At 65.3% G+C, this 18,504-nt stretch carries 19 protein-coding genes; 6 read left to right on the top strand and 13 right to left on the bottom strand.

Going from position 1 to position 18,504, the window contains the following annotated elements:
• Positions 1-18: 18 nt before the first annotated feature.
• The 5 genes from zomB to glf are packed head-to-tail and all read right to left on the bottom strand — an operon-like array spanning position 19 to position 6,633.
• Complete coding sequence (zomB, locus tag ABG82_RS01100; protein ID WP_043077501.1) at positions 19-2,007, bottom strand: flagellar motor control protein ZomB; 1,989 nt, start codon at positions 2,005-2,007, stop codon at positions 19-21.
• 13 nt (positions 2,008-2,020) lie between these two features.
• Positions 2,021-2,935 (bottom strand): decaprenyl-phosphate phosphoribosyltransferase, encoded by a 915-nt coding sequence (locus tag ABG82_RS01095; protein WP_043077400.1) that lies wholly within the window; start codon positions 2,933-2,935, stop codon positions 2,021-2,023.
• Positions 2,932-3,486, bottom strand: a complete 555-nt coding sequence (locus ABG82_RS01090) for a phosphatase PAP2 family protein (protein ID WP_043077401.1) — start codon at positions 3,484-3,486, stop codon at positions 2,932-2,934. Before ABG82_RS01090 ends, ABG82_RS01095 begins: the two co-directional genes overlap by 4 nt.
• Positions 3,483-5,435, bottom strand: coding sequence for a glycosyltransferase (locus ABG82_RS01085; RefSeq protein WP_043077402.1), 1,953 nt, complete (start codon positions 5,433-5,435; stop codon positions 3,483-3,485). Before ABG82_RS01085 ends, ABG82_RS01090 begins: the two co-directional genes overlap by 4 nt.
• Positions 5,428-6,633: a UDP-galactopyranose mutase gene (gene glf / locus ABG82_RS01080; RefSeq protein ID WP_162269178.1), complete on the bottom strand. Its 1,206-nt coding sequence runs from the start codon at positions 6,631-6,633 to the stop codon at positions 5,428-5,430. Before glf ends, ABG82_RS01085 begins: the two co-directional genes overlap by 8 nt.
• Positions 6,634-6,907: 274 nt before the next feature.
• Between glf and ABG82_RS01075 the strand changes: the two genes are divergently transcribed.
• The 3 genes from ABG82_RS01075 (at position 6,908) to ABG82_RS01065 (ending at position 10,286) form a co-directional block, all read left to right on the top strand.
• On the top strand, positions 6,908-7,714 hold the full coding sequence (locus ABG82_RS01075) for a hypothetical protein (RefSeq protein WP_052510972.1): 807 nt from the start codon (positions 6,908-6,910) through the stop codon (positions 7,712-7,714).
• Positions 7,715-7,914: 200 nt separating this feature from the next.
• Positions 7,915-9,648, top strand: a complete 1,734-nt coding sequence (locus tag ABG82_RS01070) for an N-acetylmuramoyl-L-alanine amidase (protein ID WP_043077405.1) — start codon at positions 7,915-7,917, stop codon at positions 9,646-9,648.
• A gap of 68 nt (positions 9,649-9,716) precedes the next feature.
• On the top strand, positions 9,717-10,286 hold the full coding sequence (locus tag ABG82_RS01065; RefSeq protein ID WP_043077406.1) for a dihydrofolate reductase family protein: 570 nt from the start codon (positions 9,717-9,719) through the stop codon (positions 10,284-10,286).
• Between the two features lie 5 nt (positions 10,287-10,291).
• Here the strand turns inward: ABG82_RS01065 and ABG82_RS01060 are convergent, their stop codons facing one another.
• Genes ABG82_RS01060 through ABG82_RS01045 form a run of 4 tightly spaced genes read right to left on the bottom strand, consistent with a single transcriptional unit; the run spans position 10,292 to position 13,490 of the window.
• Positions 10,292-11,110: a Cof-type HAD-IIB family hydrolase gene (locus tag ABG82_RS01060; RefSeq protein ID WP_043077407.1), complete on the bottom strand. Its 819-nt coding sequence runs from the start codon at positions 11,108-11,110 to the stop codon at positions 10,292-10,294.
• Positions 11,107-11,871, bottom strand: a complete 765-nt coding sequence (locus ABG82_RS01055; protein WP_043077408.1) for a lysophospholipid acyltransferase family protein — start codon at positions 11,869-11,871, stop codon at positions 11,107-11,109. Before ABG82_RS01055 ends, ABG82_RS01060 begins: the two co-directional genes overlap by 4 nt.
• Positions 11,872-12,669, bottom strand: a complete 798-nt coding sequence (locus tag ABG82_RS01050; RefSeq protein WP_043077409.1) for a lysophospholipid acyltransferase family protein — start codon at positions 12,667-12,669, stop codon at positions 11,872-11,874.
• Between the two features lie 47 nt (positions 12,670-12,716).
• Positions 12,717-13,490, bottom strand: a complete 774-nt coding sequence (locus ABG82_RS01045) for an SDR family NAD(P)-dependent oxidoreductase (RefSeq protein ID WP_043077502.1) — start codon at positions 13,488-13,490, stop codon at positions 12,717-12,719.
• Positions 13,491-13,533: 43 nt separating this feature from the next.
• On the opposite strand from ABG82_RS01045, the gene ABG82_RS01040 reads away from it, so the two are divergent.
• Together ABG82_RS01040 and ABG82_RS01035 are read left to right on the top strand one after the other, a co-directional pair.
• Complete coding sequence (locus tag ABG82_RS01040; protein ID WP_043077410.1) at positions 13,534-14,256, top strand: aminoglycoside 3'-phosphotransferase; 723 nt, start codon at positions 13,534-13,536, stop codon at positions 14,254-14,256.
• Positions 14,257-14,303: 47 nt separating this feature from the next.
• Complete coding sequence (locus ABG82_RS01035) at positions 14,304-14,867, top strand: CHAP domain-containing protein (RefSeq protein WP_043077411.1); 564 nt, start codon at positions 14,304-14,306, stop codon at positions 14,865-14,867.
• Here the strand turns inward: ABG82_RS01035 and ABG82_RS01030 are convergent, their stop codons facing one another.
• From ABG82_RS01030 to ABG82_RS01020, 3 genes are read right to left on the bottom strand one after another with little or no spacing between them, the layout of a single operon-like run.
• Positions 14,868-15,761, bottom strand: coding sequence for a LysR family transcriptional regulator (locus ABG82_RS01030; RefSeq protein WP_043077412.1), 894 nt, complete (start codon positions 15,759-15,761; stop codon positions 14,868-14,870).
• A 12-nt stretch (positions 15,762-15,773) separates the two neighbouring features.
• Entirely contained in the window at positions 15,774-16,184 is a 411-nt protein-coding gene (locus ABG82_RS01025; RefSeq protein ID WP_043077413.1) for a tautomerase family protein, read from the bottom strand.
• 3 nt (positions 16,185-16,187) lie between these two features.
• Positions 16,188-17,153: an NAD(P)H-dependent flavin oxidoreductase gene (locus ABG82_RS01020; RefSeq protein ID WP_043077414.1), complete on the bottom strand. Its 966-nt coding sequence runs from the start codon at positions 17,151-17,153 to the stop codon at positions 16,188-16,190.
• Positions 17,154-17,283: 130 nt separating this feature from the next.
• Between ABG82_RS01020 and ABG82_RS01015 the strand changes: the two genes are divergently transcribed.
• Positions 17,284-17,997, top strand: a complete 714-nt coding sequence (locus ABG82_RS01015) for an AAA family ATPase (protein ID WP_043077503.1) — start codon at positions 17,284-17,286, stop codon at positions 17,995-17,997.
• A 10-nt stretch (positions 17,998-18,007) separates the two neighbouring features.
• Here ABG82_RS01015 and ABG82_RS01010 read toward each other — a convergent pair whose 3' ends face one another.
• The gene (locus ABG82_RS01010; RefSeq protein ID WP_043077415.1) at positions 18,008-18,445 is read right to left on the bottom strand and encodes a MarR family winged helix-turn-helix transcriptional regulator; all 438 of its coding nucleotides are present in this window, start codon (positions 18,443-18,445) and stop codon (positions 18,008-18,010) included.
• Positions 18,446-18,504 lie beyond the last annotated feature (59 nt).

Genomic DNA, 18,504 nt, shown 5'->3' with positions numbered 1-18,504 from the left:
AGGATCCGGACCAGTGCCCTACGGGCCGGTAGCCGGAAGCCCAGTGTATTGCGGGGTGTCCAGTTTCGGCATCGGTAGACCGCACCGAGCCAGTTCAAAGCGCGGAACACGATCGATCCGATAGGTCGTGAACTCATAGGAGTGCAGCAGGTTGGACACGAAAAGCCGCGGCGACAGCGGTTTACGCACCGCACTGAGCATCGCGTCGGTCTGCGGGCATTTCAGCGCTTCGACGGCCTCGGCCACCCAATCCTGATCGATGTACCTGGGAATGTACGGGTACTTCTTGAGCCAGGGCCCGTCCGCGATCATCCAGTCCGGGAACAGGTTCTTGTCGTGGCCGATACGTCCGTCGGTGATGCGCGCGGTATGCGCGGCCAGCGGATTGGCCAGGCCGATCTGATCCACGATCCGCACATCCAGGCCCAGGTTCATGCCGAGCATGCCCAGGTTGGTGAACAGCACCGCGTGCGGCCCTCGGTAACCGGGCGGAATCGGGGGTGGCGGCGGGATTGCCGGTGCCACATCCCACTGGTCGTAATTTCCGGACGGTAGAAGCAGAGCCCCATCCGGGGTGTTGTCTATCGCCACCAGCACCGCGCGCATGCGCGGGTAATTGAGATAGTCCGCGGCGGTCAGTGGATGGGCGACACCCGTGGCCTGCGCGTAGAAGCGCCGCTCATCGACGATGCCGCTGTAGGTGACCTTGGTGCCGTCACCGCCCATGCCCGGGGAGTTGGCGACCCACGCGGACCAACCCGCAATACCGGCGAAAAGCCCGATGGTGGCCGCCGTGAGCAAGCGCGCCTTCTTGGGAGTGAAGGCCGCGCTGTCGGGAGCCACCAGCGGGACAACGGCAATGGGGAGCAACATGCAGAACACCGGAGTCAACAGCACTCGCGCGTGCATGAAGTCGCCACCCTGGCGTATCCAGTACACGCCCTGAATGAATCCGCTCGCCAGCATGAAAATGACTACGGCCGTGGGGTTTTGAACCAGGCGGGCCAGCCAGCCGTAACCAGGAGCCGCGACCTGCCGCACCCACCACTGCCCGCGACGCGCCTGGTAGGCGGCCACGCCCAGCGCGCTGAGTAGAAGCGCCGGAATCCAGATCAGGTACGGCGAGTTCATGTTCTGCAGGTAGACGAAGCCCTGGCCCCACTTGGAACCCGACGCGTCCTTGGCGATCGCGGTGCTGGGCACGAGCAGGCCGTAGTAGCCCATCCGGAAGATTTGGTAGAGCACGGGCAGCGCGCCACCCGCGACCACAATCCATACCCGGCTCATGAAACCGCGGGCGGCGATCAGCATCATCACCAGGAATCCGCCGCCGATGAGCGCCAGCTCCGGGCGGATCAGCACACTCAGCCCGGCCAGGAAGGCCAGTCCCACCGTGAATCGCCTACTGAGAACGTCTTTCTGATCCTTCTTAGCGGCGTGCACGATCTTCGGGTCCACCGGCTGATGCGGGCCGCCGCGCCGATCGAGGGTGACCGGCATGCGCACGGCTTGCGCCCAGATCACCATCATGAGCCACAGTCCACCCAAATAGGCCAGTACCAAACCGTTTTCGAGACCCGAGGTGGCGAAATCGCGGGCCGGAGGAATCGCTATGTACACCAGCATGCCGGCGGGCACCATGACCGCGGCGCGCCCGGCGAGCACCGGCGCGTACAGCCGCGCCGTGCCCAGGATGGCGAGCGCGACACCGATCAAACTCAGCACCAACGACAAGGTCAGCGCCACGTACTCGAGGCGCATACCGCCGCCGGCCCAACCGCCCAGGTACGTCAGATAGGTCCACAACGTGGAGGTGTTGGCCTCTACGCGCTCTCCCTTGTTGAACACCGGGCCATTGCCCGCCAGCAGGTTTCGCACGGTCCGCAGCACAATGAGGCCGTCATCGGCGATCCAGCGCCGCTGCCAGGCACCCCATCCGAACAACACGGTCACGGTGAGGACGCTGACCCACACCGTGAAGCGAGTCAGCCCGTTGCTTGGGCCCAGTGCCCTGGGCCGGTCAGGAGAAGTAGAAGGCCGCACCGAGCGATCCGATCCATGCGACGAACAGGAACTGCAGCACCCTGTCCCCCAAAGCGATCTCCTCGGGCTCCCCCGCCTCGCCCCCGTCGACGTCCACCGCGTAGCGCAGCACCGCGATGGTGAACGGGATCATCGAGGCCACGAACCAGGATCCGGCACGATGATCGCGTTCGAAGGCCCACAAGCCATAACAAACCACCGTGGCCGTAGCCGACAGCGTCCACACGAAACGCAGGTAACTGGAGGTGTAACCCTCCAATGCCTTGCGGATTTTGGCGCCGGTCTGCTCGGCGATCTGCAGCTCGGCGTACCGCTTTCCTGCCGCCAACATGAGCGAGGCGAAGGCCATGATCAGTAGGAACCACTGCGAGAGGTAGACGCCCGCGGCGACGCCACCCGCGATGGCCCGGATGAGGAACCCGGACGAGACAATGCAGATGTCAATGACCGGTTGGTGTTTCAGACCAAAGCAGTACGCCAGTTGGATGGCGATGTACACCGCCATCACGATCACGAGGTTCCTGTTGACCGATGATGCGATGCCGAGGGATCCAGCGGCCAGCACCACCGAAATTCCGTAGGCGGCCGGCACCGGCAGCACACCTGCGGCGATCGGGCGGAAACGCTTGGTCGGATGCTGCCGATCGGCTTCCACATCGCGGGCGTCGTTGATCAAGTAGATCGACGACGCCGCCATGCTGAACACCACAAACGCGATGGCCACCCGGATGAAGACACCCCGGTAGTCGTGGGGCGGAATGTCACCGAGGGCCGCCAAGGGCGCCGCGAAGACCAGGATGTTCTTCACCCACTGCCGAGGGCGGACCGCCTTGACGATTCCCGAGGCAAGGTTCTTGGGCGGGCCCGCGGTCGGAGCTGCTTCCTCACTCATCGCTGTTCCTCCTTGAGCGCCAGGCGCGAGTCCGCCCGGCGAACGGCCGTGCCGATCAGTGCACCGAGCGCGGCGCCGGCGGCCACATCTGTGGGGTAGTGCACGCCAAGCACCAGCCGCGACAACGCCATTGGCGGAATCAGCAGCGCGGGCAAGGGCAACCCGGTCAGCGGTGCGAGAAGTACCGCGGCCGCCGCCGTCGAGGTGGCGTGCGACGAGGGGAAACTCAACCGGCTCGGGGTGCTTACGTTCACCCGGACGGCCTCGTGGCTCGGACGCCGGCGGCGCACCAGGCGCTTGATGATGACCGACGCGGCATGGGCTCCGAAGGCACCGGCACCCGCCGCCAGCCAGCTGCGCCGACGGGGTTTGTCGACAGCTGCGCCGATCAGCGCCGCGGCCACCCAGCCGATGCTGTGCTCACCGAAATGCGAGAGACCCCGCGCGGTGCTGAGCACGCCGGGGCGCCCGGCCAGAGCCGACTGCACGGCGACGAGAATCGCGGTCTCTCCCTGAGGTGCGGTGACCTCGCCCGGCAGCGGACCTGTCATGCACTCACCCCGGGATTGACGGACTTGGGCGCCGCATTGTCGCTGCCAATCCCCAGGATGTTCTCCCACTGCTCTTTGCTGGTCAGTGTGGGCAACGCCTTGCGGTAGGTCTTGCGCATCTTGTTGAAACTACGCATCAACTGCAGGTGGCGGCGCAGCGACCCGCGCAGCAGGTCGAACATCTTGGCGCGGTCGCGCTGGCGGTACACCACACCACGCCCGTCCGCCGTGGTCACGGTGACGCCATCCATTCCGCACAGCAGGAACCAGCGCGCATCCTGAGTCGCGACGTTCAGCTCTGGGCGCACGTGATGCGCGGGATTTTCCTTCGTCAGCTGGTGAATCACGCCCCGCGATAGGCGGAATCCAATGGCAGGCAACGACACCGGCGGCTTGTGCACCTTACGGCGGCCAGAAGGCACCGGCAGCGAGGTCGCGGTGGGCAGCACCACCGCATCCGGGAACTGCTGGCGCATCGCACGCACCTCGGGCATCGCCGATTCCAGGATGGACGCGATGTGCTCGGGCCCCGCGAGGAAGTCGTCGATGGCCCGGTTCTGGATGGCGACGGTCGAGTACTCCAGGCACATCAGATGTTTGACGGTGGCCTTGACCATGCTGGCCAGCAATCCACGAATGTTGTTGTCCCAGTGCAGCGCAGCGACCACCAACCGGTTACGCAGGTGGAAGTAGGCCTGCCAGTCGATGGCATCGTCCTTGTCGCTCCAAGCCATGTGCCAGATCGCGGTGCCGGGCATCGACGCGGTGCCGTAACCATGTTCGTTGGCGCGAAGCCCGTACTCGGCGTCATCCCACTTGATGAACAGTGGCAGCGGTTGCCCCAGCTCTTCGGCGACAACACGGGGGATCATGCACATCCACCAACCGTTGAAGTCGACATCGATCCGGCGGTGCAGCAGCTTGCTGCGATCCTCTTCGATGTCGTCGAGCGCGAACTTGGCGAAATCGTGGTCGTACTCGGCGAACGGCGCGTTGGTCCACATGAAGTTGTCACGATTGACCACCTCGCCCATCACGTGCAGATGCGAGGGCTCCTGCAGGTTGAGCATCTGACCGCCGACAAGCATGGGGGACTTGGCGAACCGATTGAGCGCCAGCGCCCGCAGAATTGAGTCCGGCTCAATCCTGATGTCGTCGTCCATGTAGAGGATCTGCTCACAGTCGGTGTTCTTGAGCGCCTCGTACATGACCCGGCTGTAGCCACCCGACCCGCCGAGATTCGGCTGGTCGTGCACGCGCAGCCGACCTTCCAATGGCCCAGCGGCGGCTGCCCATTCGGGGTGATCCTTGACCTTCTTGGCGCCCTGGTCGGGAACGATGACAGCGGTGATCACCTTGTCCACCAAAGGATCTGAGGTCAGCGCCTTGAGTGCGTTCACGCAGTCGTTCGGCCGGTTGAAGGTGGGGATACCGACGGCGACGCTGGCCCGGCCGGGCGCCGGGGTGGACGCATACCAGCCCGCGTTGTGCAGCGCGACCTCGCTATCGGTGGTGATGTCGAACCAGATCCAGCCGCCGTCCTCGAAGGCGTCCAATCCGATCTCGAACTCGATCACCGCATTTTCGCCGCTGAACTGTGTGCCGCCCACGGTGATTCGCGCACCGGTGGCTTTGGTCCGGTACACATCGATGCGCCCGGATCCGGTCAGTTCGATGTGCAGCACCACATTCTCCAACGTCGACCAGCGGCGCCAATAGCTCGCTGGAAACGCGTTGAAGTAGGTGGCAAAGGAAACCTCTGATTCCGAGCCGATCTCCAGCGAGGTGCGAGTCGGTGGGTGCGCGCGCCGATCGTTGGTGTCGGATTCGACGATGTAGAGCTTGCGTACATCGAGAGGCTCACCCGGCCGGGGCAGGATCACTCTCGAAAGCAGGCTCACCGCGTGCGATTCGGTGGAATCGATGGGGCCGAATGGAATATCACTCACTGTCGTCACCTCCGGACAAGGGTGCACCGTCGGCCAGATGCGGCGCGAGCACGTTGTCGTACATGCTCAGCGCACTGGCGATCGCCATGTGCATATCGAGATATTGGTAAGTACCCAGCCGGCCGCCGAAAAGTACCTTGGCCGAAGCTGTTTCCTCCTTGGCGCGGGCGCGGTACGCGGCCAGGATGGCCCGATCGGACTCGGTGTTGATCGGGTAGTAGGGCTCATCAGTCCCCTCGGCGAACCGCGAGAACTCCCGCATGATCACGGTCTTGTCCGTCGGATAGGCCCGCTCCGGGTGGAAGTGGCGGAACTCGTGGATGCGCGTGTAGGGCACATCGGCGTCGTTGTAGTTCATCACCGGAGTGCCCTGGAAGTCACCGGTGTCAAGCACGTCCAATTCGAAATCCAGTGTCCGCCATCCCAATCGGCCCTCAACATAGTCGAAGTAGCGATCCAGCGGACCGGTGTACACCACCGGCGCCGACGGGTTGGCGGCGCGCAGATCGTCGCGCACCTGGAACCAATCGGTGTCCAGCCGCACCTCGATCCGGTCGTCGGCGGCCATGTTCTGCAGCCACGCCGTGTACCCATCGACGGGCAGACCCTCGTAGGTGTCGTTGAAGTAGCGGTTGTCGAAGGTGTACCGCACCGGGAGCCGGGTGATGTTCCCGGCAGGCAATTCCTTGGGGTCGGTCTGCCACTGCTTGGCGGTGTAGTGCTTGACGAACGCTTCGTACAGCGGGCGGCCGATCAGCGATATCGCCTTTTCCTCCAAGTTGTTGGCGTCGGCGGTGGTGATCTCCGCGGCCTGTTCGGCGATCAGCGCGCGCGCCTCGTCAGGAGTGAAGTAGCGGCCGAAGAATTGGGACACCAGCCCCAGGCCCAACGGGAACTGGTACGACTGCCCGTTGTGCATCGCGAATACACGGTGCTGGTATCCGGTGAACTCGGTGAACTGCCGCACGTAGTCCCAGACCCTCTTGTTGGAGGTGTGGAAGAGGTGGGCGCCGTACTTGTGTACCTCTATACCCGTCTGCGGCTCCGGTTCGGAGTAGGCGTTACCTCCGATGTGGTGACGGCGCTCAATCACGAGCACCCGCTTGTTGAGTTGGGTTGCGGCACGCTCAGCGATGGTGAGGCCGAAAAACCCCGATCCGACGACGATCAGGTCGAACTGCTGGTTTTCTCCGGTCACGTGCAGTCAGGGTACTGGACCGGCACCGCAAGCCCCTGACAGCGACATCCACCCTGGAAAGGACGAGCACGCCAGGGTTCGCAGGTACGGATCCGGTCGCGATTAGCTCACGATTTGATTTCGTCCCATTAGTCACACCAGTAACTCTGGTTACCATCGAAAGCGTCAGTTCCGGTGCCGATCCGCCGATCCGACACCCGCGGGAAATCCCGTGACAGCACACGCAAAACCGCAGTACACCATAAGTGATCGACCCGATATTGAGGAGACTTCCGTGCCTAATCGTCGCCGCCGCCGGCTTTCGACAGCCTTGAGCTCGGTCGCCGCGCTGGCCGTCGCAAGTCCGTTTGCCATCGCCCTCGCGACCAACATGACCCAAGCAGCCGCGCCCGCGCCTTCACAGCAGGAATTTGTGCAGGCCGCGATCGTGTCGGATCTGCCCGGAGAAGTCATGGGCGCAGTTCAGCAGATGACGTCACAGTTCGGCGTCCAGATCCCCGGACTGTCCGGTCTCAACATCCCCGGACTGGGCGGTGGCGGGCTGGGGAGCCTGGGTGGCACCAACCCGGCCCTGACCTCGCCCGGTGGCCTCACCACCCCGGGTGGCCTGACCTCCCCGTCGTCGTCATTGACGAACCCAGCGCTGACCGGCCCGGGCCTGACCAGCCCGAGCACGTCCACCACGCCGAGCCTCACCGACCCGGCGCTGACCAACCCCGGTCTGACCAACCCCGGTCTGACCAACCCGGCAGCCCCCGCCAGCACCCCGGGACTCACTCCCGCCGCGACAGGGGTCAACCCTGCGCTGACAGATCCGGCAGCGGGACTCACCTCCCCCGCTACGGGCGTGTCGAACCCGGCACTGGGTACCGGCCTGACCAACCCGGCACTGGCCGACCCCGCACTGGCGGGCCTCGGTTCACCCAGCGGACTCGGCGGCGGCAGCGGACTGGGCGGCAGCAGCAGCCTGATCAGCGACGCCATGGGTGCGGTCAATCAGCTGGGCATCACCCAGGCTGTTGACCTGATCAAGGGCGCCATTCCGGCGGCCGCCTCGGCAGCGGCTCCGCCGGCCGGCTAGGTCACCACACAAGCTAGGTAGCGAAACGGCACCGCAGGGCACAGAGGCTCTGCGGTGTCGTTGCGTGTGATCAACGCGCCAAACATCAAGATCGACCTTTGACGCGTGTCGAATCACTAGTCACATTTGTCTCATACGTAACATCCCTGGTGGTCGTGTCGCTCCATGCGGCACGTCCGATGTGATCCAGGAGAGACGACGTGCCCATACGAGTCAGCAAGATGCCGGTGAGACGGCAGCTTGCGCTGGCCGTTGCCGCGACCGCGACGGTGATGACCGTCAGCGTGGTCGATCACCTCAAATCCGAGCAGGCCGACGAGACCGCGATCACCTCGCAGTCCTTGCAGAATGCCGCCACGCACGACGTCTTGACCTCTGAGGTGGGGCTGCCCGGCCCGAACACTCCCGCCACTGTCCACGACATCCAGCAGGCAGACTCCTTCAGCCTCATCGCCGTGCGCGGCGCCGACCTGGCTTCCGTCGATGTATCGGTACGCGCACAGCAGACCGATGGCAGCTGGGGACGCTGGTACGAACTCGATCCCGTGGAGTCCGGCGATCCGGTCGCCCAAGACAAGGGGATCCCTGCCGCGACGGAGCCGGTGTTTGTCGGCTCCACCCATTCCGCTCAGGTCGCGGTGCAACCGAAGTACGGCGCGAATGTGAAGTCGCCCAGGGCCGGCGACCGCCGGGACTCCGGGCTGGGCTATCGGCCGGCGAGCATCGAGCAGCCGCTGACCACCGGGCTCGATGCCATCTTGATCAGCCCCAAGCTGGCCCCGCCCGACGGTGCGCGGCTGGAAGAACGCTGGTCGGCGCCGGTCGCGCTCCCCCAGGCGGGACCGCGGATCATCACCCGAGCGCAGTGGGGCGCCAACGAATCAGACCGCTGCCCACCGGTGTACAACCGCGATGTGCGCGCGGGCGTGGTCCACCACACCGCCGGAAGCAACAACTACTCGCCCTACGACTCCGCCGCGATCATCCGCGCGATCTACGCGTATCACACCAAAACCCTCAAGTGGTGCGACATCGCCTACAACGTGCTCGTGGACAAGTACGGACAGATCTTCGAGGGACGCTTCGGCGGCATCACCAACAACGTGCAGGGTGCGCACACCGGCGGATTCAATGAGCACAGCTGGGGCCTCGCGCTGATCGGTGACTTCACCCGCGACGAGCCCTCCCCCGCCATGCTGCAGGCTGCCGGGCGCATGCTGGGCTGGCGGCTGCGGCTGGCCGGCGTGGATCCCCGCGGCCAGGTGGATCTGGCCTCCGAGGGCGGCCCCTTTACCACCGTGCCCGGCGGGAAAGTCGTCACGCTGCCAACGATTTTCACGCACCGCGATGTCGGCAACACCGAGTGCCCGGGCGAGGCCGCCTACCGGCTGATGCCACGGCTACGCGATATCGCCGCCGGCGCGGCCAACGGCGAACCGCCCGATCTGGTGGATTCCCTGCGCGGCGGGGCCATCTACGACACCTGGATGCGGCTCGGCAGCACCGAAGGCGACCTCGGCGCACCCACCTCCGTCGAGCAGCAGGCCGTCGGCGAGGCCCGCTTCGCCACCTTCCGCAATGGTGCGATGTACTTCTCGCCCGGCACCGGCGCGCATCCCGTCGTCGGCGCCATCTATCACGCCTGGGCCGAAACAAATTTCGAGCGCGGACCGCTGGGACTGCCAGTGACTGAAGAGGTCGGCGAGCCCAACATCATCGTGCAGAACTTCCAGAACGGTTCGCTGATCTACGACCGGGCCAGCGGCCGGGTATCAAGCGTGATCGACGGAGAGACCCACGAGATACTCGGCGTGGCACCGGTGGCGCAGAACGCCTTGCCCGAGCAGTTCTCGGCACCCGCGGCCCCAGCCGCACCCGCACCCGCACCGCCTCCCCCGCCGCAGCCCGTCGAACAGTTCGCGCCCGCCAACTAGCACCGCCCATTTCCCGACGATCCGGTGTCTATACGAGTAGACAGTGGAATCGGTGAAGGAGGCCCGCGATGGGAAGAATTGTTGTCAGCGAAAATCTCTCGCTCGACGGCGTGGTCCAAGATCCGACCGGTGACGAAGGCACCGAAAGGGGTGGTTGGTTCACCCGCATCTCGGCGGAGGACCGTGCGGCTTGGGGCGAACTGGAGGCCGCCGAGGCATTCGTCGCAGAGGCGCTCCTGTTCGGCCGGCGCGGTTTTGAGTTCTTCGCCGCACGCTGGCCGGCGCGCAACACCAGCTGGGCGAACCGGCTGAACACGATGCCCAAGTACGTGGTCACCTCGACGCTCACAGACGTCTCGGCATGGGGCAACACGACGATCCTTGGCGGAAATATGCCTGCGTCGGTATCCCATCTCAAAGACGCGGTGCGCGGCGACATCGTCGTCTACGCCAGCGGCACTCTGGTGCGCGCCCTACTGGAACACGGTCTGATCGATGAGCTGCGGCTGACAATCTTCCCGGTGGTCGCGGGAGCAGGCACCAGGCTTTTCGGCGAAACCGCGGCCATGCGACAGCTAACGCTGATCAACACGCGCACCATCGGCGACGGGCTTGCTCACCTGGTGTACCAGGCGTAACTGCCTCAGCCCCACCAACGTTCGAGAACCTTGGCGACGCCGTCGTCGTTGTTGGTGGCGGTCACCTCGTCGGCAGCAGCACGCGCCTCCGGGTGCGCGTTCCCCATCGCCACCCCGTGCCCCGCCCAGCGCAACATGGCCACGTCATTGGGCATGTCGCCGAAGGCGATGATCGATCCCGGCTGTACTCCGGCCTGTTCGGCCACCACCGCGATCCCGCTGGCCTTGCTGATTCCAGTGGGCATCACCTCGATAAGCCCGTTGTCGGTGGAATAGGTGATCGCCGCGCCCGCCTCGGTCACCAGGGGCGCCAGCACCTCGGCCATCTCCGAACTGCGCGCTCCGGCCTTGCGCACCAACAGTTTCACCGCCGGAAAGCTCAGCAGATCCTCCAGGGACACCTCGGTGTTATCGGGATTCAGCCACGCGTGCTCGTAACCCGGTGAGCTGACGAACTGCGGGGTGGCGGCGTCGTGTGCGCTACGGCCCACCCGTTCCACGGCCAGTCCCACACCAGGAATGGCGGCTTGTGCCACTTCGGCCAGCACCGCCAACTCCGATGGCGCGAGGGTGGCGGCGGAGATGATCCGATCACTGTCGGCGTCGTACAGCACGGAACCGTTGGCGCACACCGAGATCGGCGCGAAACCGAGAGCGTCGACAATCGGCGTGATCCATCGGGGCGGGCGTCCGGTCGCCAAAACGAACGTGGCACCGGACTCCACGGCACCGGTGATCACCGCGCGGGTGCGCGCGGACAGGATCTCGGCGGAATCGATCAACGTCCCGTCCACATCGGACGCGATAAGCGTGGGACGGGTCACGCGCGCCCCTGATCCGTCTTCTTCTGTGCCTTCTTGCGGGCCCGTTCGGCCAGTTCTTCGCTGTCGAGCACGGCTGCCTCCTCCACTGTGGGGGCAGTGCCGCCCAAACGCCTGGGCAACCAGTATGCACCCGGTTGGGTGGGATAGTCCTGCTCTGCCTGGACCAGCAATTGCTCCATCGCATCGTGCAATTCGGTGGTGGTATGCGCGAAATCAGGGGAAGCCCGAAGCGGGGGTCCCACCGCGACGTTCACCGGAATCTTGCTGTATCTCAGGTTTTTTGGATGATCCTTGGTCCAGATACGTTGCGCACCCCAGACGATGAGCGGAACGATCGGCACATCGGCCTCGTGCGCCATGCGCGCGGCACCGGTCTTGAACTCCTTGAGCTCGAAACTGCGGCTGATGGTCGCCTCCGGGTACACCGCGACGATCTCGCCGCCGCGCAGGCTGTCCACCGCGGCTTCGTACGCGCCATGCCCGGCACTGCGGTCTACCGGAATGGCCTTGGCGTGCTTGATGAGAAAGCGCATGATGGGCACTTCCTGCATCTCCGCCTTGATCATGAAGCGCAACCGTCGTCCCGCCCGCACAGCCGCCAGCCCCGCGGGAAGAAAATCGACGTAGCTCGTGTGATTGATCGCGATGACCGAACCGCCACGGGACGGAACCTGGTCCAACCCTCGATAGCGGATCTTGGCCCCCGTCAGGAGGACCGCCGTATTCGCCGTGAATTCGAGGAGTCGGTAAACCGGTTCCATCTAGCTGTCTTTCTGTGCCCCATCCTTTTGGGCCTGCTTTTCCGCCTCGCGCGCGGCACGCTGTGCCTTGCGCTCAGCGGCGTCCTGGGCATCCCACTGGGCGGCCTCGGCCAGGGTGGGCGCCGATCCACCCAACCGATGCGGCACCCAGTACTCCCCGGCCGGATGCTGGCCATAGTCGTCCTGCACCTCCAGCAGCAGATGCTGCATGCGAGCGTGCAGCAGCGCGGTCAGTTCCGAGACCGGCAGCGTCGGCGCGATGGGTGCCCCCACCGCGATCGAGATGGGCGTGTTGGTACGCCCCAGATGCTTGGGGTGGCCCTTGGTCCAGATGCGCTGTGCGCCCCAGATGACGTGCGGGACGATGGGCACGCCGGCCTCGATCGCCATCCGCGCGGCCCCCGACTTGAACTCCTTGATCTCGAAGCTGCGGCTGATGGTGGCCTCCGGGTACACCCCGACGAGTTCACCCGCCTTCAGCTTCTCGACCGCCTCGGTATAGGACGCGGCGCCGTCGACGCGGTCCACCGAGATGTGTCGGCAGCCCCGCATGATGGGCCCGGTGATCTTGTTGTCGAAGGTTTCCTTCTTCGCCATGAACCGCACCTTGCGCCCCTTTTTCTGAAGGAACGCCGGCAACCCGGCGAAAGTGAAGTCCATGTACCCGGTGTGGTTGATGGCCACTACCGCCCCGCCTTCGGTCGGCAGGTTCTCGACACCGGTGACGGTGAACTTCAGGCCTTGAATAGCCCATACGGTGCGGGCAAGCCCGATCACGGTTCCATAGACAGGCTCCACAAGATGAGCCTAGCGCTGGCAGTGCGGCTTGCACACCGGATACCCGGCTAGCGCTGCACTCCTCCGCCGCCATCGGCGACGATCACCTGCCCGGTGATGAACGAACCCGCGTCCGACAGCAGCAGCAGCGCGGGGCCGATCATCTCGTCGGTGTGCGCCACCCGGCCCATGAAGGACTGCGCCGCCATCGCGTCGATGACTTCCTGCGGGTTCTGCTGCAGCATGTAGGTGTCGACGGTGCCGGGGGCCAGTGCGTTCACCCGGATGCCGCGGCCGGTGTACTCGGCGGCCATCGACCGGGTGAACGACATGAGCGTGGCCTTCATCGCCGCGTACATCGAGAGCATGGGCACGTACTGGAACGCGGCCACCGACACCACATTGAGCACCGACGCATGCTCACTGGCGGTCAGATGCGGCAACGCGGCCTGGACCAGGAACACCGGCCCACGCACGTTGACATCGAACGACTTGCCCAGCGCCTCGGCGGTGTAGCCGCCCATGGGCTGTGCCACCGGGTTGGCGGCCGCGTTGACCACGATGTCGACGCCGCCGTACTCATCGACAGTGGCGGCGACCAGGGCGTCGATATCACCCAGGTCGCCCATGTGGGCAGGCACGCCCAGTGCCCGATACCCCTTGTCGTTCAGCTCCTTCGCCGCGGCGGTACAGGCGTCGGGTTTGCGGCTCGACACCACCACCGACGCACCACAGGCCCCGAGCGCCTCGGCGATCGCGTATCCGATTCCCCGGGTGCCGCCAGTGACAATGGCCGTGCGCCCCGACAGGTCATAGAGCGCTTGAAAGTCAGTGAGGTTCACGTTCGGCACTCTATTCGGTTGACGAGGCCGCAAGACTGGAACGGTGACGATTCCGACCGAGCCGGTGACCATTCCCGGTGTTGTCGCGCGGCTGGCATCGGGACGTTCAATACTCCCGGTGTGGGACAACGAGATTGGTGGCCATACCTTTCAGATCGGCACCGGACCAGACCGGGAGTTCGTCAAAGTGTCGCCGCCGCACCCGGCCGTCAACCTGCGCACCGAAGCCGAGAAGCTCACCTGGGCGGGCCGCTACACCCCGGTCCCTACCGTTCTCGGGGTAGACACCGAAGGCCCGCTGCATTGGCTGCACACCGCCGGCATCGCCGGTGACAGCGCGGTGGCTCCGCGCTGGGTCGGGGACCCCGAGCCCGCGGTGCGCGGCATCGGGTCCGGGCTCCGCGCGCTTCATGACGCGCTTCCCGTCGACGACTGCCCGTACAGCTGGTCGGTGGCCCAGCGCGTGGCCCGCATACCCAACCCCGGCGGGCTGTCACAGCACCCCGCGATAGATCGCCTGGTGGTGTGCCATGGTGACGCCTGCGCACCCAACACCTTGCTCGATGACGCCGGAAACTGGTGCGGTCATGTCGATTTCGGCGAGCTTGGGGTCGCGGACCGGTGGGCCGATCTTGCCGTGGCCAGCTGGTCGCTGGAGTGGAACTACGGCAAGGGCTGGGACGCCACCTTCTTTGCCGCGTACGGCGTGGCCGAGGATTCCGTACGCATGGCCTACTACCGGCGTTTGTGGGACTCCGAAGACTGAACCCGGCCAGACACCGGCCCTGCGGCAATTTCCGTAATCTGGATCGCATGCGTGCAACGACCCGCCGTGCCCTGCTACTGGTCGCCCTTGTCGTGACCCTGGTCGTGGTGGCCGGTGGCGCCCTCGGCTTCTACCGTTCTCGCACCTCAGCACCGGAATTTCCCGTCGTCGACACCGCGGCATTGTCCCCGGGGCGTGCCGCGGTGGTGCGTATCCTCGGGGAGGAGTACGCCACCCAGGCCGGGATGTCGAAGTACTCCGAGGGCAACGACGAGCCGTGGTGCGCGGACTTCACCAGCTGGGTGATGCGCGCGTCGGGCAAGCCGTTCTCCAACCCCAACTCCGGACACTGGCGCATCCCCGGCGTGCTGACGTTGACCGCGTATCTCAAGGATGAGGGCCGCTACGAGGCTCCCGGCTACGCGCCAAAACCCGGCGACATGGTGCTGTACGACGAGCCGAGCCCCAAGGGACAGCACGTCAACATCGTGCTCATCAACGACAACGGCACCCTCACCACCGTCGGCGGCGGCGAGGGGCGGGGCGTGGGCCTGTCGACCTACGTGGCCGCCGACGATTCGGGTATCACCGGGTACGGGCGCTACGAGTAATCACGGCGCCACCGATCGCAACATGACCGGGGTATCGGCGCGCCGCAGCTGACGCAAGAACTGCGACATCGCCGGTGAAAGCGCGCTATCAGCGCGGCGAACAAACACCGTTTCCACTCGGGATCGCAACGCGGGCAACGGATGCATGCGCAGCAGCGAGGCCCGCTGTGAGGCGGTGACCACCCCAACGGGAAGTAAGGTCGCGCCCATATCGGCAGCGACGCAGCCCAGAATTCCTTCGAGGCTGCCGAACTCAAGGACCTGAGGATCCGTACTGCCCTGTTCGGCGAAGATCTCGTGTAACCGGGCCCGGTACGAACAGCCGTTGCGGAAGACGAGCATTCTGGCCGGCGAGCCGAAGACATCGCGCGGGTCCGTGTGCCGCTGGGCAGTAACCAGGACCAGTTCTTCCACGAAGGCCAAATCCGTTGTCAACACCTGGTTCTGTATGGGTCCGCAGACAAAAGCACCGTCCAGGCGGTGCTCTACTACCATCTCGATCAACTCGGCCGTAGTGCCCGTGGTGAGCGTGAAATCCACTCGCGGGCAGGCCGCCGCGTATGCCGCCAAGACACCCGGCAGGCGCAGGCCGGCCGTGGTCTCCATTGATCCGATCGCCAGTGTCCCGGTGGGTTCGGCCTCATCACCGACCACCTGGCTGGCCTCTCTCAACAGCGCCGTGACGCGTTCCGCATACGGCAGGAACGCCTCACCCGCGTTGGTCAGGGCCATGCCCCGGGCATGTCGCCGAAACAGCTCCACACCGAGCTCGTCCTCCAGCGCCTTGATGTGTGTGCTGACGTTGGATTGCACGGTGTGCAGCTGTTTGGCCGCATGCGAGATACCCCCGGCCTCGGCGACCGCGAGGAAGTGCGTGATGTCACTGAGCTCCATGTCCGGACTCAATCATGCACTCGCGGCGGGGACCGCCAGCTCACCGGTGACGTACTGGGCTCTACCGAAGCCGAAAGACCAATCCTGTGCCCTGTTTTCGCTGATCGCGAGGAACAGATCGGCGCCATCCACCTCGACGGCGGCAAGTCTGTCCGCGAGTTCGGCGAAGATCCGCTGTTTGGTCTGCGTTGTGCGCCCGGCCTGGGTGAAGATGTGCACGATCACCACGCTGCCTGATCGCTCAAACCCCAACCCCGCGTCTTCGGCGATGATGTCGGCGGCATCATGTGCCGTGATGATCTGAAATCGGTCGCGTGCCGGGATTTTCAAGACCGCGACCAGAGCGTCGTGCACGGCGTCCGCGATAGCGCGCCGCTGCGCCAGGGACCGGTCCGCGGTGAGGTCGATGCGTACCAGTGGCATGGGTCAACTCCTTGATGTCGGATTGATCGCGGCGGCCTGTGCCACCATGGATTGGACGATCTCAGCTGCGCTCTCGATATCCCGAATACGGCCTATGCCTTCTCCGACAATCAGATTCGCGACGCTGAAATCCTCGGCGGCCACACCGGCCCGGTATTCCGATCGGGCCCGGTCCAGGTCGTGGGCGAGCTCCGTCTCGCGGTCATGCCATCTCTCGACGAAGTCGTTGCGCAGCACCCGGCCGCTGTAGGCACGGGGCCAATCCTTGCCGCGCACAATGTCATAGACGTGCTGACGGATGGTCTCGTCACCGCCCACCCCGAGGGCGTACTGCTGAGCGGCCCGGGAAATCGCCGCTTCCCGCGACGCCCAGAACCGGGTACCCACCAGCACCCCGTCGGCGCCCAGCGCGAGCGAGGCCGCCAGTGTGCGGCCATCGGTCACCCCGCCGGCCGCCAACACCAGCACCTCGGGCGCTGTATCCGCGACCAGGTCCACAACCTCTGGCACCAGGGTGAACGTCGAGCGGCGCCCTTCGCCGTGTCCGCCCGCTTCTCCTCCTTGGGCGACGATGACATCCGCACCCACCTCGATGGCCCGCGCAGCCTGGGGGATGTTGTGCACCTGACAGATCAGCGGGACACCGGCGGCCCGGATGGTGGCTGCGTAGGGCGCGGGATCGCCGAACGACAGGAAGATAGCGGCCGGCCCCCGTTCCAGGGCGTGGTCCAGCACGCGCTCGTTTCCTGGCAGGGTCCAGGTGATGAATCCGCATCCCACCGCGGCGGTGGCGCGGTCGAATTGTTGACGCACCCAGGCCTCGTCGGTGTAACCGCCACCGAGCAGGCCGAGTCCACCGGCAGCGCTGACGGCACTCGCGAGGCGCGCATCGGCAACGTCATCCATCGGCGCGAGCACCACCGGGTGCTCAAGGCCGAAGCGGTCTGTCAGCCGTGTTTTCAGGGTCATGCCTCAACCGTAGGATCAGAGGAAACCGCAGGTCCAACAGTTTCTCACGATAGCAGCGTTCTGTATCAAAGAACGGTTGGCGGATCAGATCACGCTTCTTGAGAATGGGACCGCCCGATACCATGGGCCGGTGATCCTGCGCCAGATCGCGGTCAATCGTGAGAAGCAGCCGGATGCGTGGTACCTGGAGATTCCGGCCATTGCCCAGATCGCGACCGAGCCGCTGCACTTGACCACCGGGGTCACCGTGATCGTCGGCGAGAACGGGTCGGGCAAGTCCACTTTCCTGGAGGCGCTGGCGACGTCCTGGCGCTGGAAACTGCCCGCCGCCGTCAAACATTGGGGCGCACGCCCCAGCGGTGAAGATACCGACCTGCACTGGACCTTTACCCTCGACGCCGAGCATCCACGGCCCAACGGAGGGTGCTTCCTGCGCGCCGAAGCCATGCATCAGCTGTTCGCCGCCGTCGACGGGCACACCCCGGAGCAGGTCTTCCGCGGCCGGCTCAACGAGCGCTCGCACGGCGAGTCATTTCTGGCCTTCTTGGCCGAACGGGACATGGAGCGCGGCCTGTTCATTCTCGACGAGCCCGAGGCCGCGCTTTCCTTCACCTCATCGCTACAGCTCATGGCGATGCTCGACGGCGTGGTGGCTGCCGGATCGCAGGTCATCATGGCCACCCACTCCCCCGTGTTGGCCGCGTTTCCGGGCGCCACCATTCTGGAATTCAGCGAAGATGGTGTGCAGCAACGCGATTGGGAAGAGCTGGAGATGGTCGGACACTGGCAGCGCTTCCTGACCGATCCGCGTGCCTATCTGCGGCATCTATTCGCCGCCGAGTGAGGTCGCCGGGCTAGCCCGGCTGAGCCGCCATCCGGCGGGTGAGGCCCTCCAGAATCTTCGCGGCCTCGGCAAGCGTGCGCTGCTCATCCGGCGGCAACGTGCTCAACCAGGGATCGAGCACACCCTGGCGCTGAGCGCGCATGGCGACGAGCGCCTCCCGGCCCGCTGCCGTCAACGTGATCCGCTGCGCTCGCTTATCGGCGGAATCGACACGGCGCTCCACGTACCCGACATCTTGCAGCCGTTTCAGCTGCACCGTCATCGTGGGCTGACTGCAGTGGTCGGCCTGCGCCAGATCTGAGATTCGTGCGTTCTCCATCTCGCCGACAAGGGCCAGTAGCCGCGCCTGCCCGGTAGGCACCGGCAGGTCGGCGTAGCTGGAAACCCAGCGGTTGAGCCGCGCGATCACGGTAAGAACGTCGGCAGTGAGGCCATCTGTGGTGGACACTCAACCAACCTATACAAGGGGATTTCGGTGCATTTTCCGGCGCCTTGCGCACCTTTTTG

Origin of the sequence: Mycobacteroides immunogenum (assembly GCF_001605725.1) — a bacterium.
Lineage (GTDB): Bacteria > Actinomycetota > Actinomycetes > Mycobacteriales > Mycobacteriaceae > Mycobacterium > Mycobacterium immunogenum.
This window is presented reverse-complemented; position numbering and strand designations above follow the sequence as displayed.